The sequence below is a fragment of the Micromonospora sp. NBC_00821 genome, assembly GCF_036347035.1.
In the GTDB taxonomy this organism is placed as follows: domain Bacteria; phylum Actinomycetota; class Actinomycetes; order Mycobacteriales; family Micromonosporaceae; genus Micromonospora; species Micromonospora hortensis.
The window spans coordinates 2,727,846-2,746,290 of record NZ_CP108880.1 but is presented as its reverse complement, the minus strand read 5'-3'; the positions used below and the strand labels follow the sequence as shown (position 1 = coordinate 2,746,290).

The 18,445-nt window shown below is 72.4% G+C and carries 16 protein-coding genes; 6 read left to right on the top strand and 10 right to left on the bottom strand.

The annotated features are described in order from the left end of the window. Positions 1-53 precede the first annotated feature (53 nt). The 3 genes from OHB44_RS12470 to pgsA are packed head-to-tail and all read right to left on the bottom strand — an operon-like array spanning position 54 to position 2,839. Complete coding sequence (locus OHB44_RS12470) at positions 54-1,214, bottom strand: glycosyltransferase family 4 protein (protein WP_330440844.1); 1,161 nt, start codon at positions 1,212-1,214, stop codon at positions 54-56. A 16-nt stretch (positions 1,215-1,230) separates the two neighbouring features. Then, entirely contained in the window at positions 1,231-2,163 is a 933-nt protein-coding gene (locus OHB44_RS12465) for a phosphatidylinositol mannoside acyltransferase (RefSeq protein ID WP_238682960.1), read from the bottom strand. A 46-nt stretch (positions 2,164-2,209) separates the two neighbouring features. Next, positions 2,210-2,839: a phosphatidylinositol phosphate synthase gene (gene pgsA, locus OHB44_RS12460; RefSeq protein ID WP_330440843.1), complete on the bottom strand. Its 630-nt coding sequence runs from the start codon at positions 2,837-2,839 to the stop codon at positions 2,210-2,212. Positions 2,840-3,088: 249 nt separating this feature from the next. On the opposite strand from pgsA, the gene OHB44_RS12455 reads away from it, so the two are divergent. Continuing rightward, positions 3,089-5,245 carry an elongation factor G-like protein EF-G2 gene (locus OHB44_RS12455; protein ID WP_238682958.1) on the top strand — a complete coding sequence of 719 codons (2,157 nt, stop codon included), beginning with the start codon at positions 3,089-3,091 and terminating at the stop codon, positions 5,243-5,245. 107 nt (positions 5,246-5,352) lie between these two features. Here the strand turns inward: OHB44_RS12455 and OHB44_RS12450 are convergent, their stop codons facing one another. Then, a complete protein-coding gene (locus tag OHB44_RS12450) occupies positions 5,353-6,333 on the bottom strand; it encodes an alpha/beta fold hydrolase (protein WP_238682957.1) in 981 nt (326 codons plus the stop codon). Between the two features lie 239 nt (positions 6,334-6,572). Then, on the bottom strand, positions 6,573-7,631 hold the full coding sequence (locus tag OHB44_RS12445) for an aldo/keto reductase (RefSeq protein WP_266303044.1): 1,059 nt from the start codon (positions 7,629-7,631) through the stop codon (positions 6,573-6,575). A gap of 86 nt (positions 7,632-7,717) precedes the next feature. On the opposite strand from OHB44_RS12445, the gene OHB44_RS12440 reads away from it, so the two are divergent. Beyond that, a complete protein-coding gene (locus OHB44_RS12440) occupies positions 7,718-8,212 on the top strand; it encodes a hypothetical protein (RefSeq protein ID WP_330440842.1) in 495 nt (164 codons plus the stop codon). A gap of 49 nt (positions 8,213-8,261) precedes the next feature. Here the strand turns inward: OHB44_RS12440 and OHB44_RS12435 are convergent, their stop codons facing one another. After that, positions 8,262-8,774, bottom strand: a complete 513-nt coding sequence (locus tag OHB44_RS12435; RefSeq protein WP_196930193.1) for an HIT family protein — start codon at positions 8,772-8,774, stop codon at positions 8,262-8,264. A 176-nt stretch (positions 8,775-8,950) separates the two neighbouring features. Here OHB44_RS12435 and OHB44_RS12430 point away from each other — a divergent pair, with 176 nt between their 5' ends. Then, on the top strand, positions 8,951-9,679 hold the full coding sequence (locus OHB44_RS12430) for a D-Ala-D-Ala carboxypeptidase family metallohydrolase (protein WP_238682954.1): 729 nt from the start codon (positions 8,951-8,953) through the stop codon (positions 9,677-9,679). Between the two features lie 172 nt (positions 9,680-9,851). Here the strand turns inward: OHB44_RS12430 and thrS are convergent, their stop codons facing one another. Beyond that, entirely contained in the window at positions 9,852-11,861 is a 2,010-nt protein-coding gene (gene thrS / locus OHB44_RS12425) for a threonine--tRNA ligase (RefSeq protein WP_238682953.1), read from the bottom strand. 188 nt (positions 11,862-12,049) lie between these two features. Here thrS and OHB44_RS12420 point away from each other — a divergent pair, with 188 nt between their 5' ends. Continuing rightward, positions 12,050-12,994: a DUF1775 domain-containing protein gene (locus OHB44_RS12420; protein WP_330440841.1), complete on the top strand. Its 945-nt coding sequence runs from the start codon at positions 12,050-12,052 to the stop codon at positions 12,992-12,994. A 178-nt stretch (positions 12,995-13,172) separates the two neighbouring features. On the opposite strand, the gene OHB44_RS12415 is transcribed toward OHB44_RS12420, so the two are convergent. Then, positions 13,173-14,093 (bottom strand): ADP-ribosylglycohydrolase family protein, encoded by a 921-nt coding sequence (locus OHB44_RS12415; protein WP_266303047.1) that lies wholly within the window; start codon positions 14,091-14,093, stop codon positions 13,173-13,175. A 73-nt stretch (positions 14,094-14,166) separates the two neighbouring features. Between OHB44_RS12415 and OHB44_RS12410 the strand changes: the two genes are divergently transcribed. Together OHB44_RS12410 and OHB44_RS12405 are read left to right on the top strand one after the other, a co-directional pair. Beyond that, positions 14,167-14,856, top strand: coding sequence for a response regulator transcription factor (locus OHB44_RS12410; protein ID WP_091401712.1), 690 nt, complete (start codon positions 14,167-14,169; stop codon positions 14,854-14,856). A gap of 29 nt (positions 14,857-14,885) precedes the next feature. Further along, the gene (locus OHB44_RS12405; protein WP_238682950.1) at positions 14,886-16,289 is read left to right on the top strand and encodes a HAMP domain-containing sensor histidine kinase; all 1,404 of its coding nucleotides are present in this window, start codon (positions 14,886-14,888) and stop codon (positions 16,287-16,289) included. 266 nt (positions 16,290-16,555) lie between these two features. Here OHB44_RS12405 and OHB44_RS12400 read toward each other — a convergent pair whose 3' ends face one another. Next, positions 16,556-17,578, bottom strand: coding sequence for an adenosine deaminase (locus OHB44_RS12400; protein WP_238682949.1), 1,023 nt, complete (start codon positions 17,576-17,578; stop codon positions 16,556-16,558). Continuing rightward, the gene (locus OHB44_RS12395) at positions 17,575-18,369 is read right to left on the bottom strand and encodes a trans-aconitate 2-methyltransferase (RefSeq protein WP_330440840.1); all 795 of its coding nucleotides are present in this window, start codon (positions 18,367-18,369) and stop codon (positions 17,575-17,577) included. The genes OHB44_RS12400 and OHB44_RS12395 overlap by 4 nt, the downstream gene beginning before the upstream one ends. Between the last annotated feature and the right edge of the window lie 76 nt (positions 18,370-18,445).

Genomic DNA, 18,445 nt, shown 5'->3' with positions numbered 1-18,445 from the left:
GGCGCGGCCGGACCGGTCCCGCCGGTCACCGCCGCACCATCCGTCACACCGGCTCAGCTCAGCCCCACCCATTCCTGGTCGATGACCCGCCCGTCGGTTGCCTCGATCGCCGCTGCGTATACCTCCAGAACGCGGCGGGCAACCACCGGCCAGTCGAAATTCGCGACCACCTGATCGCCGCAGGCACTCAGCGTGGCCCGCGCGGCCGGGTCGTCCAGCAGCTCGGCCAGCACGTCACGCAGCCCCACCGGGTCGCCAGTGGGGAACAGCCGACCCGCCCGCCCACCGTCGAGGACCCGCCGGAACGCGTCCAGGTCACTGGCGATGACAGTCGTACCCGCGGCGAGGGCCTCGGTGAGGATCATGCCGAACGACTCACCGCCGGTGTTCGGCGCGACGTAGAGGTGCACACTGCGCAGCATGCGCGCCTTGTCCGCTTCGCTGACCAGGCCGAGGAACGTGATCTGCTCGTGCAGTTCGACGGGGAACTGGTCGAACAGGTCGTCGGGGTCACCCGGGCCGGCGACGAGCAACCGCAGACCAGGCCGGGTGGCGGCCAGCGCCACGAAAGCGTCGCGCAGCACCGGGAAGCCCTTGCGCGCCTCGGTGAACCGGCCCAGGAAGCCGAGCGTGCCGCCGGTGCCGACCGCGCACTCCCCCGGCCAGCCCGGCAACGGCTCGGCGTCGGCGAACTTGGCCACCGCCACCCCGTTGGGGATCTCCACCGCACCGCCGTCCATGTGCTCGACCTGCACCTTGCGGGCCAGCGCGCTCACCGCGATCCGGGCCGTGATCCGCTCCAACACGATCTGGAGCACACCCTGCGCGGCGGCGAGGACCCGTGACCGGGTCATCGCGGTGTGGAACGTGGCCACCACCGGGCCACGGGCGGAGAGCACGGCCAGCAGCGACAGACTCAGCGTGAGCGGCTCGTGCACGTGCAGCACGTCGAAGTCGCCGTTGGTGATCCACCGCCGCACCCGGGCGGTCGACACCGGGCCGAACGCGATCCGGGCCACCGAACCGTTGTACGGCAGCGGGACGGCCCGCCCGGCGGACACCACGTACTCCGGCAGCGGCGAGTCCTCGTCGGCCGGCGCGAGCACGCTGACCTCGTGGCCCAGCGCGATCAGCGCCTCGGCGAGGTCCATGACGTGGTTCTGCACCCCACCGGGCACGTCGAAGGAGTACGGGCACACGATGCCGATCCGCATCCGTCAGCCCACCTCCTCAGGCCGGGCCGGAGGCCGACGAGGGCAGCGCCGCGCCCTCCCCCGACCTCGCCTGGTCCAGCCACATCCGCTGCAACATGTGCCAGTCTTCCGGATGGCGGGCGATACCCGCCGCCAGACCGTCGGCGATCAGCTGGGTCAGCGACCGGACCCGCTGGTCCAGCGGTCCCGCCTCGGGGCCCGGCACCGGCAACGGACCAGCCAGCGAGGCGCGGGCGGCGTCCGGTTCGTACCACAGCGAGGCCACGTAGAGCGGCGCGCCGGTGTGCAGCGCGAGCAGCGCCGGCCCGGCGGGCATCCGGGTCTTCCCGCCGAAGAAGTCCACCTCCACCCCGCGGGCGGAGAGGTCCCGGTCAGCCAGCAGCGGCACCACAGCACCGGCCCGCACCCGGTCCAGCAGCACGTCGAACGCCGGACGCGGCCCCCCGTGGGTCGGCAGGATCTCCATCCCCAGACTCGCCCGGAAGGCCAGGAAACGCTTGTAGACGCCCTCCGGCTTGAGCCGCTCCATCACAGTGGTGATCGGCCAACCGGTGGCCGCCACCCAGGCGCCCGCGGCATCCCAGTTACCGGCGTGCGGCAGGGCCACCACCGCGCCCCGACCGGCGGCCACGTCGGCGGCGAGCAACTCGGCGCCGTCGAGCCGGAAACCGGACAGGATCTGCGACCGGCTCAGGGCGGGCAGCCGGAACGCCTCCATCCAGTACCGGGCGTACGAGCGCAACCCGCGCTTGACGAGATCGTCCAACTCGGCGTCGGGCAGCTCCGGGCCGACCACCCGACGCAGGTTCGCGCGCAGTCGGGCCGTACCCCCGCCGCCGGCGCGGTGGGCGCGGTCCGCGCCCGCCTGGAACGCCGCCGCCACCAACGGCCGGGGTAGCGCGCGGACCACCCGCCACCCGGCGATGTAGCCCAGCTCGGTGAGGTTCACGCGACTTGGCCGCCGGTCGTTCGACGCCGGGTCGCCGGCACGCCACTCACGCCTGGCCGTCCGGCTGGAGCTGCTGGGCCTGGCGGTAGACGTGCGTCATCCGCTGCCCCACCGTGAAGATCGACACGGCGGCGAGCAGCCAGAGCGCGATCTCCAGGGCCGGATCGACACCGACACCGGTGAGGATCCCGCCGACCCCGACGATGAGCAGTCGCTCGGTGCGTTCGGCGATGCCCACGTTGCAGGTCATCCCGAGCCCCTCGGCACGGGCCTTGACGTAGGACACCAGGCTGCCGGCAGCCAGGCACACCAACGCGGCGGCCACGCCGGAGTAGTTGCCCTGCGTGGCCAGCCAGTACGCGACCGCGCCGAAGACGGCGCTGTCGGCGACCCGGTCCATGCTTGAGTCGAGGAACGCGCCGAACTTGGTGGAGCCGCCGCTCATCCGGGCCATCGTCCCGTCGAGCAGGTCGGTGAGCGCGAACAGGGTGACGATCAACGCGCCCGCGACCAGGTGGCCGCGGGCACCGAAGCCGAGCGCGCCGACGAGCACACCAACGGTGCCCGCGACGGTGACGGCATTGGGGGTGACGCCCGCGCGCAGCAGGGCGCGGGCAATCGGCTCGACGACGCGGGTCATCCCCGCGCGGGCCGACACTTGGAAGATCTTCGCCATGGCGGTCCCCACGATAACGGTCCGCCCAGCTCCGGCGATACGGACGGTACCGCCGACCCGCCCGGGGGAGGCTTGTGCCTACCCGGCAACGGGTGTGAGATCGAGCCGGGAGGTGAGCCAGCTCACCCGTCCGCCCGTCCCGTTCCCGCTGTGCAGCAGACCACCGGAGGATATCGCCGCGCACTCGCCCCGGGCCGCTACCCGTCGCGCGGCGGTCGCCACCACCACCGGCTGAGGGAGGTGCGCCCCATGGCGCAGAAGAGTCACGAGAAGGGTTCCACCGGCGGCACGCCGGTGGTCACCGAGCCCGAGCGGGTTCGCAACGTGGTGCTCGTCGGGCACTCCGGGGCGGGCAAGACCACACTGGTCGAGGCCCTGCTCGCCGCGACCGGCACGATCGGCCGCGCCGGCACCGTCGTCGACGGCACCACAGTGGGCGACCACGACCCCGCCGCCGTACGTCAGCAGCGCTCGGTCAGCCTGTCCTGCGCGCCGCTGCTGCACAACGGCATCAAGGTCAACCTGCTGGACACCCCCGGGTACGCCGACTTCGTCGGCGAGCTGCGCGCCGGGCTGCGAGCCGCCGACGCCGCGCTCTTCGTGGTCTCCGCCGCGGGCGGCATGGACGCGGCCACCGTGGCGCTCTGGGAGGAGTGCGCCGCCGTCGACATGCCCCGCGCGGTCGCGGTGGCCCGACTGGACCAGCCCCGCGCCGACGTCGACGAGACGGTGGCGCTCTGCCAACGCCTCTTCGGCGACAACGTGATGCCGCTCTACCTGCCGATGCTCGGCGACGACGGGGTCTCCACCGAGGGGCTGCTCGGCCTGATCACCCGTCGGGTCTTCGACTACAGCGCCGGGCTGCCCGCCGACGTCCGCGACCCGGACCCGGAGCACCAGCGGGCCATCGACGAGTCCCGCGACGAGCTGATCGAGGGGATCATCGCCGAGAGCGAGGACGAGACCCTCATGGACCGCTACCTCGACGGCGAGGAGATCGGCGACGAGGTGCTCATCGACGACCTGGAGAAGGCCGTCGCCCGGGGCCACTTCTACCCGGTGGTGCCGGTCTGCGCCCAGACCGGTGTCGGGCTGGACGTGCTGCTGGAGGTGCTGACCGCCGCGTTCCCGTCGCCGCTGGAGCACGAGCTGCCGGCGGTGACCGGCGTGGACGGCTCGCCGCGTCCGCCGCTGAGCTGCGACCCGGCCGGGCCGCTGGTCGCCGAGGTCGTCAAGACCACCATCGACCGCCACGTCGGCCGGGTCTCGCTGGTCCGCGTCTTCTCCGGCACGCTGCGCCCCGACCAGAGGGTGCACGTCTCCGGGCACGGAATGGCCGAACGCGGGCACCCCGACCACGACGCCGACGAGCGGGTCGGGCACATCTTCACCCCGCTGGGCGCCACACTGCGGGAGGTGTCGCTCTGCGTGGCCGGTGACATCTGCGCGATCACCAAGTCGGGCAGCGCCGAGACCGGCGACACCGTCTCGACCACTGACGACCCGCTGCTGATCGCCCCCTGGGAGATGCCGGAGCCGCTGCTGCCGGTGGCGATCGCCGCCCGCAGCCGCGCCGACGAGGACGCCCTGGCCCGCAACCTCGCCCGCCTGGTCGCCGGCGACCCCACGCTGCGGCTGGAGCGCAACCCGGAGACCCATCAACTGGTGCTCTGGTGCATGGGCGAGGCACACGCGGACGTGGTGCTCGACCGGCTGCGCGCCGGCGGCGTCGAGCTGGACACCGAGCCGGTCAAGGTGTCGCTGCGCGAGACGCTGACGGTGCCCGCGAAGGGGCACGGTCGCCACGTCAAGCAGTCCGGCGGCCACGGCCAGTACGCGGTCTGCGACATCGAGGTCGAGCCGCTACCCCGCGGCAGTGGCTTCGAGTTCGTCGACCGGGTGGTCGGCGGCGCGGTGCCGCACACCTACATCCCATCCGTGGAGAAGGGCGTCCGTGCCCAACTGGAGCGCGGGCTGGTCGCCGGGCACCCAGTGGTGGACCTGCGGGTGACCCTGGTCGACGGTAAGTCGCACAGTGTCGACTCCTCCGACGCGGCCTTCCAGACCGCCGGCGCGCTGGCGCTGCGTGACGCCGCCGAGCGTGGCCAGCCGGCCCTGCTGGAGCCGATCGACGAGGTCACCATCCGGGTTCCGGACGGCTCGGTGGGCACGGTGATGGGCGACCTGTCCGGCCGACGCGGCCGGGTGCTCGGCACCGAACCGGACCCGGACACCGAGGGCCGCACCCTCGTCCGCGCCGAGGTGCCGGCCACCGAGCTGCTTCGGTACGCCGTCGAGCTGCGCTCCATGACGGCCGGCACCGGCACCTTCCGCCGTCACTTCGTCCGCCACGACCCCATGCCCGCCCACCTGGCCGACCAGACCCGCAAGGAACACACCGCCTGACCCCCACGCCGTGCCGCGAACAGCATTCGGCGGAGTGCGGGCCGGGTGGGAGACAGCTCGATCGGCCGTCGCCCACCCGGCCCGCCCGGAACCTCAGCTCGGCCCGCTCAGCCGAAGAACGACCTCAGGTGCTGGATGAGCACCTGGGGCTGCTCCTCCACGAAGTAGTGCCCGGTGTTGGCGATCTGTACCAGCTGCACGTTGGTGGCCTGCTGGCTGAGCGTCGCGGCAAAGCTCGGGTAGAAGATGTCGTGGGCGATACCTAGGACCGGGACGGTCACCGGCGCGTACGTCTCGTTGTCGACGATGTCCTGGCCCAGCGCCTTGTACCAGCCGTTGCCGCCCCGGATGGCGTCCGGAGTTGAATATGCCTGGGCGTAGACGGCCCTGTCGAAATCGCTTATGGCTTGCTTGTTGACCAGGAGGTTGTCGAACATCCAGTCGACGAGGAAGCGGGACCGGCCCGTGATGAGCTGCTCCGGCAGCTGTGACACCTGATTGAAGGCGAACCACCAGGGGTGGAACGGGGCACCCGGCGCCGGCAGCATCCGGAACTCGTAGTAGTTGCTGTTCGGGTGTTCCACGTCCAGCATGGCGATCTTGTTGACGACCGTGGGGTGGTTCGCCGCCATGCTGTAGGCGACCATCGACCCCATGTCGTGACCCACGACGTTCACCTTGGTGTAGCCCAGCGCCCTGGCCAGCGCCGCGATGTCCGCGGCCAAGGTCTTCTTGTCGTACCCGGACGCCGGCTTGCTGGAGCCGCCGGCACCGCGCAGGTCCACGGCGATCACGCGGTATCGGGTGGCCAGCGCCGGCATCACCTTGTGGTACTCCCACCAGGTCTGCGGCCAGCCGTGCAGCAGGATCAAGGGCGCCCCACGCCCACCGGCGACATAGTGCAGCCGGACTCCGTTGACCTCCGCGTACCTGCTCGTGAACCCCCCCGGAAGGGTGGCTGCGAGGTCGGCGGCGGCCGGGGCGGCGGCCTGCGCACCGTCGGTGGACGGTGCGGCCTGTGCCGCGGTGCCGGTCGCCACTGCGGCGACCGCGCCGGCGCCGAGCGCGATCAGCTTCCTTCTGTTCATCGAAGACACGCATGCTCCAGTTCTCTAGATGTGACATACATCCTTGCCGATTTCAGGTAGATGCAGGATTGCGCCAAGGTCATGGATGCCCGATGGTCGATCGGGAATGACCGATGGGATCTAATTTCCTGCGCTTGCGTCCGATGGCCGGGACGGCCATCGGACCGGGCAGGCGACGACCTCAACCCGGCTGCCATCCGGCCTTCGCGGCGCCCGCAAAGCTCCGGCCCGTACAGCTCTCAGGGGTGGACGGTGGGGTGGGTCGGGCGGGGCCAGTGGGGGCGGTCGGCGTCGCGCAGGGCCGCGGTGCGGACGGCGGCGAGCTGACGCTCCACCTCGACGAACTGGTCCGCCGGCAGCGGGCCCCGGTGCAGGGCTGCGGCGTTCTCCTCGACCTGGGCGACCGTACGGCAGCCCGGGATCGGGATGGTGCGGCCGCTGCGCGCCCAGATCCAGCCCAACGCGCCCTGGGCGAGGGTGCGCCCGTCGGCGGTGAGCGCGGCACGGACCGCGCCGACCCGGCGCAGCCACTCCGGTGCCGGCCGGCCGCCCCGGAACCACTCCAACCAGCCCGGGGCCAGCCCACGTACGTCGTCGCGGGGCAGCGTCGACGCGGCCGTGTACTTGCCGGTGAGCAGCCCCATCCCGAGTGGACCGGTGTTGACGCTGGCCAGGTCGTACTTGTCGCAGACGGCGAGCAGCTCGGGGGCGTCGCGCAGCACCGACAGGGCGTGTTGCACGGCGGTGGCGCCGGCGGCGGCGTGCCCGAACGCGGCGGCCCGGTCGGGGCGGTCGGTGCTCCACCCGTACGCGCGGATGAGGCCCTCGGCCACCAGGTCCTCGCAGGTCCCGATCAGCGCCTGCGCCCTCGGCACCGACAGGTCGGCCAGGTGCAGCTGATAGAGGTCGATCCGGTCGGTGTCCAACCGACGCAGTGAGGCGGTCACGGCACTGCGCAGGTACGCGGGCGAGGCGTCCTCGCCGGTGGCCTGCCGGCCGGCCTCGTCGAAGGTGTAACCCCACTTGGTCGCGATCACGGCGTCGTCGCGGCGACCGGCGAGCGCACGACCGAGCACCCGCTCACCGTGCCCTGCCCCGTACGTGTCGGCGGTGTCGAACAACGTGATGCCCAGGTCGAGTGCCCGGCGTACCGCCCGCACCGACTCGTCGTCGTCGACCGCACCCCAGCCCAGCGGCTGGGTGCCCTCCGCCCAGGGCCCGCCGATCGCCCAGCACCCCATGCCGAGGGCGCTGACCTCGATGCCGCTGCGCCCCAACACCCGTGTCGTGACTGCCATCGGCCGATCGTGCCACCTTCGGCGGGCCGGGGCGTAGCAGATCCGCGGGCGGACACGGGGGTGCACGGAGACGGTAACGGTGCGGCATGATCAACGCCATGCGACGGCTCGGGGTGGACATCGGTGGAGTGATCATCGAGCCGGCCGACGACGACGCGGACACGTCGTTCTTCGGCGCGCACTACCTGCGTACCCCGGCCGTCGTCGGGGCGTTCGACGCGCTCGCGGCGCTCGGCCCGGCGTTCGACGAGGTACACCTGGTGTCCAAGTGCGGGGAGGCCACCGAGCGGCGTACCCGGGAGTGGCTGGCCCACCACGACTTTCCGGCCCGCACCGGCATTCAGGTCGAGCGGGTGCACTTCTGCCGCACCCGACCGGACAAGGCGCCGATCGCCGGGCGCCTCGGCCTGACCCACTTCGTGGACGACAAGCTGGAGGTGCTCGGCTATCTCGACACGGTGCCGCACCGCTTCCTGTTCCGGCCCCGCAAGGCCGAGGTCGCGGCACACGCCGCGCTGCTGCCCCGCGTACGCCGGGTGGAGAGCTGGTCGGAGCTGACCCCGCTGTTGCGCGCCGACTAGCCGGACCGGTGTGGAGGCCGCGCGACCGGCGCGGCGCGGCCGGCGGCGGTCAGGACGGCCAGGCGCGGGCGAGCAGGTCGCGGGTGTCGCCGAGCAGCTGCGGCAGGACCTTGGTGCGGCCGATCACCGGCATGAAGTTCGCGTCGCCGCCCCAGCGTGGCACCACGTGCTGGTGCAGGTGCGCGGCGATGCCGGCGCCGGCCACCCCGCCCTGGTTCATGCCCAGGTTGAAGCCGTGGGCGTTGCTGACCTTGCGGATCACCCGCATGGCGGTCTGGGTGTACGACGCCAGCTCGGTGGTCTCCGGCACGTCCAGGTCGGTGTAGTCGGCGACGTGCCGGTAGGGGCACACCAACAGGTGCCCCGGGTTGTACGGGTAGAGGTTGAGCACCACGAAGACGTGCTCGCCCCGGGCCACCACCAGGCTCTCCTCCGGGGGCAGCTTCGGCCCCCGGCAGAAGGGGCACCCGGTCGGCTTCTCGTAGCCCTCGGCCGGGCGGTCCTCACCGGAGATGTAGGTCATCCGGTGCGGCGTCCAGAGCCGCTCCAGGCCGTCCGCCATGCCGTCACTGTCCGTGTGCCGTTCCGCCCCTGTCACGAGCCGATCCTACGGAGCCCCGCGGGCACGCCGCGACACCCGCCTTCGGGAAACCCGGGACTGCAAGTTCTTGACGGATCAAAACCGAAGCGTGAAACTTCCATGCATCCACGTACTTCCATGCATTGATGGAGGGCTCCATGTTCCGACGGCTCGGCAGGTTCCTCGCGGCACTGGCGTTGACCGCCGCCACCACAGTGGCCGGCGTCACCCTCACTGCCGGCGCGGCCCAGGCGGACGGCTGCTACACCTGGGGACGCACCCTGTCCCAGGGGGCGTCCGGCGAGGATGTCCGACAACTCCAGATCCGGGTCGCCGGCTACCCCGGCTACGGCGCGGTGCTCACCCTCGACGGCGCGTACGGCCCGGCCACCCGATCGGCGGTGATCCGCTTCCAGCAGGCGTACGGGCTGCCCGCCGACGGCATCGCCGGCCCCCAGACGTTCAACCGGCTCTACGCCCTCCAGGACGACGACTGCACCCCGGCCAACTTCAGCTACCCCGAACTGAACAAGTGCAACAGCGACTGGTCCGGCGGCGCGGTCTCGGCGAGCACCGCCCGGTTCAACGCGCTCGTCTCGATGTGGAAGCTCCAGGCCATGCGGCACGCCCTCGGCGACGTGTCCATCGCGATCAGCAGCAGCTTCCGCAGCTACGCCTGCAACAGCGCCGTGGGCGGCGCGTCGAACAGCAGACACCTGTACGGCGACGGGGTGGACCTGGTCGGCTCCCCGTCCTTCTGCCGGCTGGCGCAGCAGGCCCGCAACCACGGCTTCGGGCAGATCCTCGGCCCCGGCTACCCCGACCACAACGACCACACCCACGTGGCGGCGGTCGGAGGCTGGTCAGCGCCCAACTGCGGCATCTGACACCCCGCGCGCGGGCCTCGCGGCGCCGGTCCCTCCCGCGCGGGCCTCCTGGCGAAGATCGCGCTCGAACATGGAAGTAGTGGCCTCCAGCACCGGGGAGGCCACTACTTCCTGGATCGAGCACGATCATGCGGCGAGCAGGCCGCGGCACGCGGAGCGCGGGGGGACTCCGCTACTCGGCGGCGGCGGACGGACCGATGTTGGTCCGTGAGCTGACCACGTCCAGCACGTGGGTCACCGCCTCGGCGACCGGCACCCCGTTGCGCTGGGAGCCGTCGCGGTAGCGGAAGGAGACAGTGCCGGCGGCCACGTCGTCGTCGCCGGCGATCACCATGAACGGGATCTTCTGCTGCTGCGCCGTCCGGATCTTCTTCTGCATCCGGTCGTCACCCGCGTCCACCTGCGCCCGGATGCCCTCGGCGCGCAGCGCCGCGACGAACCCGTGCAGGTAGTCGGTGTGGTCCTCGCGAATCGGGATACCCACCACCTGCACCGGCGCCAGCCAGGCCGGGAAGGCACCCGCGTAGTGCTCGGTGAGCACCCCGAAGAACCGCTCGATCGACCCGAACAACGCACGGTGGATCATCACGGGCCGCTGCCGGCTGCCGTCGGCGGCCTGGTACTCCAACGCGAACCGCTCCGGCTGGTTGAAGTCGACCTGGATGGTGGACATCTGCCAGGTCCGGCCGATGGCGTCACGGGCCTGCACGGAGATCTTCGGCCCGTAGAACGCCGCGCCGCCCGGGTCGGGCACCAGGTCCAGACCGGAGGTCGCCGCGGCGGTCCGCAGCGCTTCGGTGGCCTCGGCCCAGTCCTCCTCGGCCCCGATGAACTTGGGCGAGTCGTCCCGGGTCGACAGCTCCAGGTAGAAGTCGTCCAGGCCGTAGTCGCGCAGCAGGTCGAGCACGAAGCTGAGCAGCGTGGACAGCTCGCCGGCCATCTGCTCACGGGTGCAGTAGATGTGCGAGTCGTCCTGGGTCAGGCCGCGGACCCGGGTGAGGCCGTGCACGACCCCGGACTTCTCGTACCGGTAGACAGTGCCGAACTCGAACATCCGCAGCGGCAGCTCCCGGTACGAACGCCCGCGCGACCTGAAGATCAGGTTGTGCATCGGGCAGTTCATCGCCTTGAGGTAGTAGTCCGCGCCCTCCAGCTGCATGGGCGGGAACATGGTGTCCGCGTAGTACGGCAGGTGACCGGAGGTCTGGAACAGCTGCGCCTTGGTGATGTGCGGGGTGTTGACGAACTCGTACCCCGCCGCCTCGTGCCGCTGGCGCGAGTAGTGCTCCATCTCGCGGCGGATGATGCCGCCCTTGGGGTGGAAGACCGCCAGGCCGGAGCCGATCTCGTCGGGGAAGCTGAACAGATCGAGGTCCGCGCCGAGCTTGCGGTGGTCGCGCCGGGCGGCCTCCTCCAACAGCTTCAGGTACGCCTTGAGCTCGTCGCGGGTCGGCCACGCGGTGCCGTACACCCGCTGCAGTTGGGGGTTCTTCTCCGACCCCCGCCAGTACGCGGCGGCGGAGCGCATGAGCTTGAACGCGCCGATCAGTCGGGTGGTCGGCAGGTGCGGACCCCGGCACAGGTCCGACCAGCAGACCTTGTCCTCCTTGGCGTCGAGGTTGTCGTAGATGGTCAGCTCGCCGCCGCCCACCTCCATTACCTCGTCGGTGTCCAGGCCCTCGCCCTTGACCTCGATCAACTCCAGCTTGAACGGCTCGTCGGCCAGCTCCGAGCGCGCCTCGTCCAGGCTGCCGAAGCGGCGGCGACGGAACCGCTGCCCGGACTTGATGATCTCCTGCATGCGCTTTTCGAGCTTGCTGAGGTCATCGGGCTGGAACGGCTTCTCGACGTCGAAGTCGTAGTAGAAGCCGTTCTCGATGGGCGGACCGATGCCCAGCTTGGCCTCGGGGAAGATGTCCTGCACGGCCTGGGCGAGGACGTGCGCGGTGGAGTGGCGCAGCACGTTGAGCCCGTCGGGCGAATCCAGGCTGACCGGCTCGACAACGGTCTCCTCGGCCGGCGCCCAGTCCAGGTCGCGCAGCTGACCCTCGGGGTCGCGGACCACGACGATCGCCTTGGGGCCGTTCGCGGGCAGTCCGGCCGCGGCCACCGCGTCGGCCGCCGTGGTCCCGGCGGCGACGACGACGGGGTCGGCCACGGCGGGGGTACGGGGTGCGGACACGGTGACTCCTCCAAGTGGTACGAAACGGTGCCGATCCTCGGCTCCTGCCGATGCTATCGGTCGCCCCGCCCGCGACCGGGAAGGGCACCTCCTTACCGCCGACGTTGAACCTTTCGCGCCTCGCAGCCGAACTAGAAGGTGTGGCCGGAAACCGGTGCCGGCCGCGTCGACACGGATGGGGGCACGAGATGGCGAGCACGTACGGCGGTGGCCGTCTGCGGCGGATCGTGGCGGCGACCGCGGTGACCGCCGCTGGGCTGCTGCTCTGGCCTGGCACGGCGTACGCGGCGGACGTGACGACCACCCCGACCGAGGCCCGGCAGGGCGAGGCGGTACGGCTGGAGCTCAGCGTTCCGGAGGAACGGGCGGGCACGAAGACCAACCAGATCGAGGTCCGGCTGCCGGCCGACGCGCCGATCGCCGAGGTCTACCCCATGTCGGTGAACGGCTGGGCACCCCGAATCAGCTCCCGCACCCTGGACAAGCCGGTGGCCGGTATCCACTCCTCCGGGGTGAGCACCGTGACGACAGCGGTGACCTGGGTCCGGGTCGGTGAGAGTGACCCCGGCCCGGCTCGGCTGGCGCTCTCCATGGGGCCGATGCCGCAGGCCGAGCGGCTCACCTTCGAGGTCGTCCAGACGTACGCCGATGGCACCGTGGTCCGGTGGGCGGACGCCACCGGCCCGCACCGGGCCCCGACGCTCGCCCTGCTGCCGGCGGCGCCCGGCGCGGCGGGTCCGGCCGCACACGGCGGGCATGCCGGCCCGGCGGCCGGCGCGCCGCCCGCCGCGCAGAACGGCGTGGACGCCGCGCCGCCGGCCCGATCGGGCAGTGCCGACGAGGGCAGCGCCGACGGGATGTTGGCCGCCGGCCTGCTGGCCGGGCTCGGTGGCGGCGCGGCGATCGGCTGGCTGGTCAGCCGTTGGCGCCGACGCGACCCGGACGAGGCCAGCGCGCTCGCCGAGGTGACCGGCGGCCCGGACGAGGCCGCGACGCTGGCCGAGATAACCGGCCGCGGGAACGACACCGCGACGCCAGACCCGACGCCCAGCGACCCGCAATCCGCCGACCCGCAGGCCAGCGACCCGCAGCCCAGCGACCCGCAGCCCGCTGTTCCCGCAGCATCGCGGTGATCCACTCGGCTTTCAGGGAACCGCGGCGTCCCCGTCGCCCGGATGACCCGATTTGCGGGAAGCCGAGTCGATCATGCCCAGCGCAGGTGCAAGGCAGCCCCGACGCAGGCAGGGCAGCCCGAGGCGTCAGGGGAGCCAGGCAGCCCGAGGCGTCAGGGGAGCCAGGTAGCCAGGGGCGTCAGGGGAGCCAGGTAGGTAGCGGCTCGCGGGCGGCCAGCCACTGTTCGGGCACCCCACCCGGGGTGCCGATGCCGGTGTGCGCCGCCACCACCGCTCCGGCGATGGCGGCGGTGGTGTCCACGTCCCCGCCGGCCCGTACGCACGTCTCGATGGCCGCCGGATAGTCGTCGAGGTGGGTGGCGGCCACCCAGAGGGTGAACGCGACGGTGTCCTGGGCGGTCACCCGGGAGCCGTTGCCGAGCGCCTCCACCACCCGGGGCAACGGCCGGCCGAGCAGCCCGGCAGCCCGGTGTACGCAGCGGTGCACCTCGGTGCCCGGGTCGAGTGCGGCGGCGATCCCGGCGAGCAGCCGCTCCGGGGCCGGCCGGTGCCCGTCGAGGCGGGCCCGGGAGGCCAGCGCGGCGGCGACGGCGACGGCGATCGCGCCGGCGATCCCCTCCGGGTGCGCGTGCGTCACCTCGGCGGACGCGCGGGCCTGTGCCGCGGCGCGCGCTGTCGAGTCGGCGAAGTACGCGCCCAGCGGGCCGACCCGCATCGCCGCGCCGTTGCCGCAGGAGCCCTGCCCGTCGAAGGCGGAGGCGGCGGCCAGCGGCCACGGGGTGCCGTCACGGATCAGCCCCAGGATGAGCATCGCGCCCGCGCCGTAGCCTCTGCGCTCAGTGCGTCGCTCGGCGAAGGAGAGGGCCAGCCGGTCCCGGTCGATGCCACCGGAGTCGGCCAACTGGGCGAGGACCGAGCAGGCCATCTCGGTGTCGTCGGTCCATTCCCAGGGCGCCGGCGGCAGCGCGTCGGCGGCGAGATCCACTGGCGCCGGCCCCGGCAGGAAGTACTGCGCGCCGAGCGCGTCGCCGGTGGAGAGACCGGCGAGGCTGTCCCGGGCGAGCGCCAGGCGGGCATCGGCGAACAGGGTGAACGACATCGTCGTACCAGCTTGCCCGGTCGCCAGGCACGCCGCAACGCGATCAACTTGCCAGGCCAAGTACGGTCTTGTCGTGGCCTCCGTGCTCCTGGTCGAAGACGATCACGTCGTACGCGGCGCGATGCTGCGGTCCCTCACCGACCGGGGGCATGCCGTGCACGCCGTGGGTACGGCGTTGGACGCCCTGCGTCGGGTCGCCGCGGAGACACCCGACCTGGTGGTGCTCGACCTCGGCCTACCCGACCTGGACGGCTCGGACGCGCTGCGGATGTTGCGCGGCATCACCGACGTTCCGATCATCATCGCCACCGCCCGCGACGACGAGCAGTCGGTGGTCAAACTGCTGCGCGCCGGCGCCGACGACTACATGGTCAAGCCGTTCACCGGGGCGCACCTGGACGCCCGGATCACCACAGTGCTGCGCCGGGCCGGCCGGGCCAGTCGGTCCGTGCAACCCGCGGTGCACAGCGTCGGCGGGCTGCGGGTGGACGTGGGCGAGCGCAGCGCCCAGCTCGACGGGGAGCCGCTGGCGCTGACCCGCAAGGAATTCGACCTGTTGGCGTATCTCGCCGCACGACCTGGGCGGGTAGTGTCCCGCCGGGAACTCTTGGAGGAGGTATGGCGGCAGCCATCGGTCGGCGAGGATCAGACCATCGACGTTCACCTGTACTGGCTCCGCAGAAAGATGGGCGAGTCCGCGGCGAAGCCGCGCTACCTGCGCACCGTGCGGGGGGTCGGATTCCGGCTGGTGGCACCGGACTGAGGACGGCGCTGGCCCTGCTCACGGCCGGCATGTGCAGTCTCGTGGCGCTCGCGTTCCTGATCCCGCTCGGGCTCAGCCTGCGGGAGCAGAGCCGGGACGAGGCGATCGCCGACGCGGCGCGGCGCAGCGCGCTGGTAACCGGCGCGCTGGCGGTGAGCACCGACCCGGCGGTCGTCGAGCGTGCCGTGGTGGCCAGCGCGGAGGGCGCCCCCACCCGGCCCGTGGTCCACGGGTTGGGGCTGGACGAGTCCGCTGGTCGGGCCAGCGGCAGCGACCTGGACCGGGCCCGCTCCGAGCGCCAGTCGTTGGTCGTCGACGTCGACGGGGGTGTGGCCCGGCTCGACCCGGTCGTCCTCGGTGACCGGACGGCAGTGGTCGAGGTTTTCCTTCCGGAGTCGACGCTGGGCGAGGGCGCCGGCGGCACCTGGTTGCTGCTGTTCGCTGTCGGTGCGGCGATGGCCGGCGCGGCGGTGCTGGTGGTCGACCGGGTCGCCGCTCGCGCGGTGGACTCCACCCGCGGTCTGGTCAAGGCCGCGCTCTCCATCGGCGACGGCGACCTCGGCGTACGCGTCGAGCCGACCGGTCCGCGCGAGCTGGCCGAGGCCGGGTACGCCTTCAACCGGATGGCCGACCGCCTGGACGCCGCCCGCACCGACGAGCGGGAGCTCGTGGCCGACCTGTCGCATCGTCTGCGTACCCCGTTGACGGTGCTGCGGTTGGACGCGGAGGCGTTGGAGTCCGACGACACCAGCGTGGGTTCGTTCAGCCCGGCGGAGTTGGACAGGCTGCGCGGGATCCGGCGGATCCGGCAGGCGATCGTCACCCTGGAGGGTGAGATCGACGTGCTGATCAAGACCACCCGTAAGACGGTGGCGCTCGAGGCCGGGCCGGCGATGTGCGACGTCAGCGAGGTGGTCCGGGACCGGATGGTGTTCTGGGCGGCGTTGGCCGGCGACCAGAACCGGCCGCACCGGGTCAACGGCGCCCAGCTGCGGATCCCGGCGCCGGTGCCGCGGGCCGAACTGGCCGCCGCGCTGGACGCGGTGATCGGCAACGTCTTCCGCTACACCCCGCAGGGCACCGCGTTCGAGGTGGCGGTGTCCCGGCGCGACGGTTACGTGGCGATCCGGATCGACGACGCCGGCCCCGGCATCGCCAACCCGGACCGGGCGCTGCGCCGGGGCACCAGTGACCAGGGCTCGACCGGGCTCGGGCTGGACATCGCCAAGCGGGTCGCGTTGCAGGCCAACGGCTCGGTGAGCATCGACCGTGCCCGGCTGGGCGGCGCCAGCGTGGTGATGCTGCTCGCCGACCCGGAGGCGACGCCCCGGCAGGTCAGCCGCTTCGGTCTGGTCGGTCGGATGGCCCGCGACGCCCGCGACACGAAGGCCACCGGACGTCGCTGGCCCCGCCAGCGCCCCACCGACGACTGACCCGGCCGAACCCGGGGCTGTGCGCCGGCGCAAGTCTTCCTTAGATCGCGGTTAACGACCGCGTTGGATCGGCTGCGGGCTGACAGGATCACAGCACGAACCCACCAGTTCCACCGGCCGAGCGCACCACGCACCCACGGCCGGTGGAGCCGCGCGCGCGGCGGGAGTCACAGGTCCCCCCACACCCACGCTCCCGCCGCGCGCCCTGCTCAACCAACCGGCCAACCGGTCGCCCGAGCGGCGACCAGCCCAGCCGGCCGATCAGGTCAGCCGGCGGTGGCGAGGTACGCGTCGATCTCGGCGAGGATCCGCTGCTGGCCGGCGGCGTCCAGGAAGGACGCGGTCACGGCGTTGCGGGCCAGCCCGGCCAGCCCCTCGGCACCGACGCCGAGCAGGCGGGCGGCCACCGCGTACTCGTCGTTGAGGGTGGTGCCGAACATCGGCGGGTCGTCGGAGTTGATGGTGACCAGCAGCCCGGCCTCGACCAGCCGGGGCAGCGGGTGCTCGTCGAGGGTGGCCACCGCCCGGGTACGGACGTTGGACGTCGGGCAGACCTCCATCCCGATCTGCCGCTCGGCCAGGTACGCGAGCAACTGGGGATCCTGCGCGGCGGAGATGCCGTGCCCGATCCGCTCGGCACCCAACTCGTTCAGCGCGTCCCAAACGGTCTGCGGCCCCGTGGTCTCCCCGGCGTGCGGCACCGAGCGCAGCCCGGCGGCGCGGGCCTGGTCGAAGTACTGCCGGAACTGCGGTCGGGGTACGCCGATCTCCGGACCGCCCAGACCGAAACTGACCAGCCCGTCCGGGCGCTCGTCCAGCGCGATGCGCAGCGTCTCCTCGGCCGCCGGCAGGCCGGCCTCGCCGGGGATGTCGAAGCACCAGCGCAGCTCGATGCCGAAGTCGGCCAGGGCGCGCTTGCGGGCGTCCTCGATGGCCTCGCAGAACGCCGGCGCGGGAATGCCCCGTCGGACGTGCGAGTACGGCGTGATGGTCAGCTCCGCGTACCGGACCTGTTGGCGGGCCAGTTCGCGGGCCACCTCGTGGGTGAGGATCCAGACGTCCTCCGGGTCGCGGATGAGATCCACGACGCTCAGGTAGACCTCGATGAAGTGCGCGAAGTCGCGGAACTCGAAGTAGTTGGCGAGCGCGTCCGGGTCGGCCGGCACGGGGGTGCGCCCCTCGTGGCGGGCCGCCAACTCGGCGACGATCCGGGGCAGGGCGGAGCCGACGTGGTGCACGTGCAGCTCCACCTTGGGCAGGCCGGCGATGAAGGTGGACAGGTCGGTCACTGGTTCTCCTGGGCATGGTCGCCGGTGCGGGCGACGACGAAGACGCGGCGGAACGGGAAGTACACCTGACCCTGCCGCACCGGGTACGCCACGGTGAGCCGTACTCCCAGCTCGGAGCGGAAGGCGGACCAGCCGGCGGCGTCCAGTGCGGCCCGGACCGGGCGCAGCGCGGTGCCCTCCATCCAGGCCAGCACCGGGTGCTCGGCGGCGGGTCGAGCCGGCAGCAGGTGCACGTAGGTAGTCTCCCAGGCGTCCACCGCGCAGCCGGCGGCGGTCAGCAGCTCCGCGTAGTCGGCCGGGTCGTCGACCGGGTCCGCACGCAGCAGCGGGGCGACCTCGGCCCGCCAGGCCGGCCGGTTGGCGACCTCCCACAGGGCACGGTGCGAGTCGGCGGCGAAGTTGCCGGGGACCTGCATGGCGAGCCAGGCGCCGGCGGGCAACTCGGTGGCCCAGCGGCGCAGCAGCTGCTGGTGGCCGGGAACCCACTGCAGGGCCGCGTTGCTGACCACCACGTCCTCGTCGCCGGCCGGGCACCAGTCGCGCAGGTCGGCGACCGCGAAGTCGACCGGCGCGCCGAGGGCCTCCGCCCGCTCGATCATCTCGGGCGAGGAGTCGAGGCCGCGCACCCGGCTGGTCGGCCAGCGTTCGGCGAGCACGGCGGTGAGCTGGCCGGGGCCGCAGCCGAGGTCGACCACCGCCCGGGGTCGCTCGGCCGGGATCCGGGCGAGGAGGTCGTGAAACGGCCGGGATCGCTCGTCGCCGAAGCGCAGGTAGGTCGTCGGGTCCCACATGGTCGCCTCCAAACCGTACGTCCGTACTGCTAACCGTACGGCTCGCGTGGCAGGGTGGCAACCCGATCACTAGGCT